Annotated in this window: 3 protein-coding genes and 1 pseudogene; 3 read left to right on the forward strand and 1 reads right to left on the reverse strand. The window is 62.6% G+C overall.

Going from position 1 to position 3,779, the window contains the following annotated elements; genetic code table 11:
- Positions 1-238, forward strand: a pseudogene (locus tag A2J02_RS20285) (MFS transporter); the annotation flags it as partial.
- 92 nt (positions 239-330) lie between these two features.
- Positions 331-2,025 carry an MDR family MFS transporter gene (locus A2J02_RS20290; RefSeq protein ID WP_068052729.1) on the forward strand — a complete coding sequence of 565 codons (1,695 nt, stop codon included), beginning with the start codon at positions 331-333 and terminating at the stop codon, positions 2,023-2,025.
- Between the two features lie 77 nt (positions 2,026-2,102).
- Here the strand turns inward: A2J02_RS20290 and A2J02_RS20295 are convergent, their stop codons facing one another.
- Entirely contained in the window at positions 2,103-2,783 is a 681-nt protein-coding gene (locus tag A2J02_RS20295; protein WP_068052732.1) for a TetR/AcrR family transcriptional regulator C-terminal domain-containing protein, read from the reverse strand.
- 392 nt (positions 2,784-3,175) lie between these two features.
- Here A2J02_RS20295 and A2J02_RS20305 point away from each other — a divergent pair.
- Positions 3,176-3,779: ice-binding family protein (locus A2J02_RS20305; RefSeq protein ID WP_231911485.1), on the forward strand; the 604-nt coding region annotated here is incomplete at its 3' end.

The raw sequence follows: 3,779 nt of genomic DNA on the forward strand, positions 1-3,779 counted from the left end.
CATCGGTGGTTTCCTGGCGTCGCTGTTGGTGATCGCGGCGATCGGCTGGATTCTCGACGCGATGGGCGGCTACACCTTCGACGGATTCCGGGTGGCGTTGCTCGCGCAGTTCCCGGTGTGGATCGTCGCGATCATCGGTGTCCTGTCGACGCGTCGCAAGACCCGTCGAGTGCTCGCTGCCGAAGGTATTCACCCGCACACGATGCGTGAGGTGCGGGACCGGATTCGCCGCAAATAAACCTTTGCGCAGACGGCCTTCTGCGCGCATGCTGGTGTCCCGAATATCGTTGTAGGACACAAGTAAATGCTACGTAAAGGTGAATCCAAGAGATGGTTACCGAGCCTGAAGTGAAGCCCGCGACCGGCGAGTATTCGCATCGCGAGATCATGACGATTCTGTCGGGCCTGATGATGGGCATGTTCCTCGCCGCCCTCGACCAGACCATCGTCTCGACGTCCGTTCGGACCATCGCCGACGACCTCAACGGGTTCTCGGTTCTGGCCTGGGTGACGACGGCCTACCTCATCACCTCGACGGTCTCGACCCCGTTGTACGGCAAGCTGTCCGACCTGTACGGGCGCAAGCCGTTCTTCATGACGGCCATCTCGATCTTCGTCGTCGGGTCCATGCTGTGCGGTATCGCGACGTCGATGTACGAACTCGCCGCCTTCCGTGCCATTCAAGGTCTCGGTGCGGGCGGTCTGATGTCGATGGCGTTGGCCATCATCGGCGATATCGTCCCGCCGCGTGAACGGGCCAAGTACCAGGGTTACTTTCTGGCCGTGTTCGGTACCTCCAGCGTGCTCGGGCCGGTCATCGGTGGACTGCTCGCCGGGCAGTCGTCGATCCTCGGAATCACCGGCTGGCGTTGGGTTTTCTACATCAACGTCCCGCTGGGAATCATCGCGCTCGTCGTCGTGTGGCGGGTGCTGAACCTGCCGGTCTATCGCCGCGAGGCGCGCGTCGACTGGTGGGGCGCAGTGCTTCTCAGCGTCGGCCTCGTGCCGCTGCTCATCATCGCCGAGCAGGGGCGCGTGTGGGGATGGAGCTCGCCGCGGGCCCTGCTGTGCTTCGGAATCGGCATCGTCGGCGTCATCGCGTTCGTGCTCGCCGAGATCAAGATGGGCGACGACGCCCTGATCCCCATGCGGTTCTTCCGAAACCCGTTGTTCTCGTTGTGTATTGCTGTCAGCGTCATCGCCGGCGCAGCGATGTTCGGTGGCATCTCGCTACTGCCGCAGTACCTGCAGGTGGTCAAGGGATCCTCGCCGACGCTGGCCGGTTACCAGACTCTGCCCCTCGTCGGTGCCTTGATGGTCGCGTCGATCGTCTCGGGTCGCATGATCTCGAAGACAGGGCGGTACAAAATCTTTCCGATCGTCGGTACTGCACTGATGGCCATCGCGATGTTCGTCTTCCACTACGTGCACGCCGATACCCCGCTGTGGCAGACGATGGTCGTCATGGGTGTCTTCGGCCTCGGTCTCGGGTCGATGATGCAGCCGTTGACCCTGGCCATCCAGAATGCGATGCCGCCCAAGGACATGGGTGTATCCACCTCTGCCGCAACGTTCTTCCGGCAGATCGGTGCGACGGTCGGTGTGGCGGTGTTTCTGTCGATGCTGTTCACGCAGCTGACCCCCAAGACGGGTGACGCGCTGATTGCCGCGAGTTCGACGCCGGAGTTCCAGCAGGCAGTGCAGAGCGCCGCAACCAGTTCCGATCCACTGGAATCCGGTTTCGCCCAGGCCATCGCCTCGGGTGACGCCTCCGTCGCGGGCAGTGCGCTGCAGGACAGTTCGTTCATTCAGAAGCTCGAACCCGCACTGGCCGAGCCGTTCCGCATCGGGTTCTCCGACGCCATGGATTACGTGTTCCTGGCCGTGTCGATCCTGATGGTCCTCGGATTCGTACTGGTGCGCTTCCTCAAGGAGGTTCCGCTGCGCACGATGTCCGGCCTGGCCGCTGCGCAGCAGGAACGAGACGAAGAACGAGCGAACGAGGCAGGCACCGGACTGCTCTGATGGCGTGAAGGCCGATGCCGTGATCCTGGGACAAGGTACGGCTCGGTCCGGTGCGGGCCCCGGGAGCGTCGATCCGCTCAGGTCGAAGGTGCGGTGATGCCTCGGAACAGCACGTCGAGACCCAACTCGAGTTCGAGGGCACCGTCGTACGCGGTGATGAGCGGCGGCAGCGTGGACAGCAACGGAAATTCGTCGGCGGGGAGTCGGCGCAACGCCAGGCTGAGGCGGTCGCCGGTCTCGTCCGGATTCTCGGTCATTTCCTGGGTCTCGCTCAGTACGTGACCTCGGAGGAAGGATTTGAGCAGCCGATAGGTCGACAACGCCTCGGGTGCGGTGAATCCTGCGTTGCTCATCAACGCCATCACGCTTTCGAGTGACCGCAAAGACCTCGTGGTGCCCAGCCCGAGCGGCGTCCGATGTGGGCGAGTGGACAGCAGAATTGCCGCGTGTGGGTGCTCGAGGGCGAGACGGCGATAGTGCCGGGCGAACAAGCGAAGCTGTCCCTGCCAGTCGGGGTCCGTTCGGTCGACCGTGACGAGCGGGCTCAGAATCGAATCGGCGATGGCGTCGAGCAGTGCCTCCTTCGTCGGAAGGTACCGGTACACCGTCATCGGATCGCGATCGATCGACGTCGCCAGGCTGCGGATCGAGAGGCTGTCGAGTCCGGTTCGGTCGACGATGGACAGTGCGGCCGCCACCACGTACTCGCGGTCGATCTTGTCCCTGGAGTGTGGGCCGAATCGGTCTGTAGTGGACATCGGCTGGCACCCCTTTCGAAAAGCTGTGAACCGACCGGTAAGTAGGGGGCAAACAAACTTGTTGTTCGACAACACTTTTCGCTTGACTCATTATCCTACACATGGTGTGCTGTAGCTCTACACCGTAGAGATACGGGGAAACTCTTAGTTGCGGAGTGGGCACGAGCCTCCGCTGATCGCATAGTTGTGTCACCTTGCCGAACTCCGTCGGCCGGTGACGTCATCGAATACGGAACCGCGATACCTCCACGCACTCGGATCGGTCCGGGGCGGCCGTTGAGCGTCGCGACATCAATTGCTGCGCAATCGAACTCGTCGGGGGATCGATTGCGCGGTTCACGAAGTCCGGCAACAAGTCCGCTTCGCCCAACCAGCAGAACGGTATGCAATCCATGCCCGCTTCACAGCACACGTGCACGTCGACCCCCATCAGGCGCAGGGGCAGAACCCTCGTTCCGCTTGCCGGTTCGGTCGCTTTGGCCACCAGCGCACTCATGCTGATCAACGTCCCCGCAGCCGAGGCTCAACCCACCACCGTCGAACTCGGCACCGCGGAGAGTTATGCCGTTCTGGCCGGCTCCAAGATCACGAACACCGGCCCGTCGAGGATCGGCGGCAACGTCGGAGTGAGCCCAGGCGTCGGTGTCGAACCGTTCATCACCGGATTCCCACCGGGAGAGCTCACCAGTGGAGTTATCAACGACCGCAATTCGGTTGCAGCGCAGGCGAAAGCGGATCTGAGTACCGGATACGACGACGCCGCCGGTCGACCGGGAGCAACCTCGACCGGAGTCGAACTCGGCGGACAGACATTGTTGGCCGGGTTGTACGGTTCGGGCACGTTCGGCCTGACCGGAACCCTCACACTCGACGCGCAGGGCAACTCCAACGCTGTGTTCATCTTCCAGGCGGCATCGACGCTGATCACGGCATCCGACAGCAGTGTCTCGCTGATCAACGGGGCCAACCCGTGCAACGTGTTCTGGCAGATCGGAA

The organism is Rhodococcus sp. EPR-147, from assembly GCF_001647185.1.
In the GTDB taxonomy this organism is placed as follows: domain Bacteria; phylum Actinomycetota; class Actinomycetes; order Mycobacteriales; family Mycobacteriaceae; genus Rhodococcoides.

Excerpts from the sequence above, each read along its gene's own strand:
- A2J02_RS20290 (WP_068052729.1), top strand. The coding sequence starts at position 331 with ATGGTTACCGAGCCTGAAGTGAAGCCCGCGACCGGCGAGTATTCGCAT.
- A2J02_RS20295 (WP_068052732.1), bottom strand. The coding sequence starts at position 2,783 with ATGTCCACTACAGACCGATTCGGCCCACACTCCAGGGACAAGATCGAC.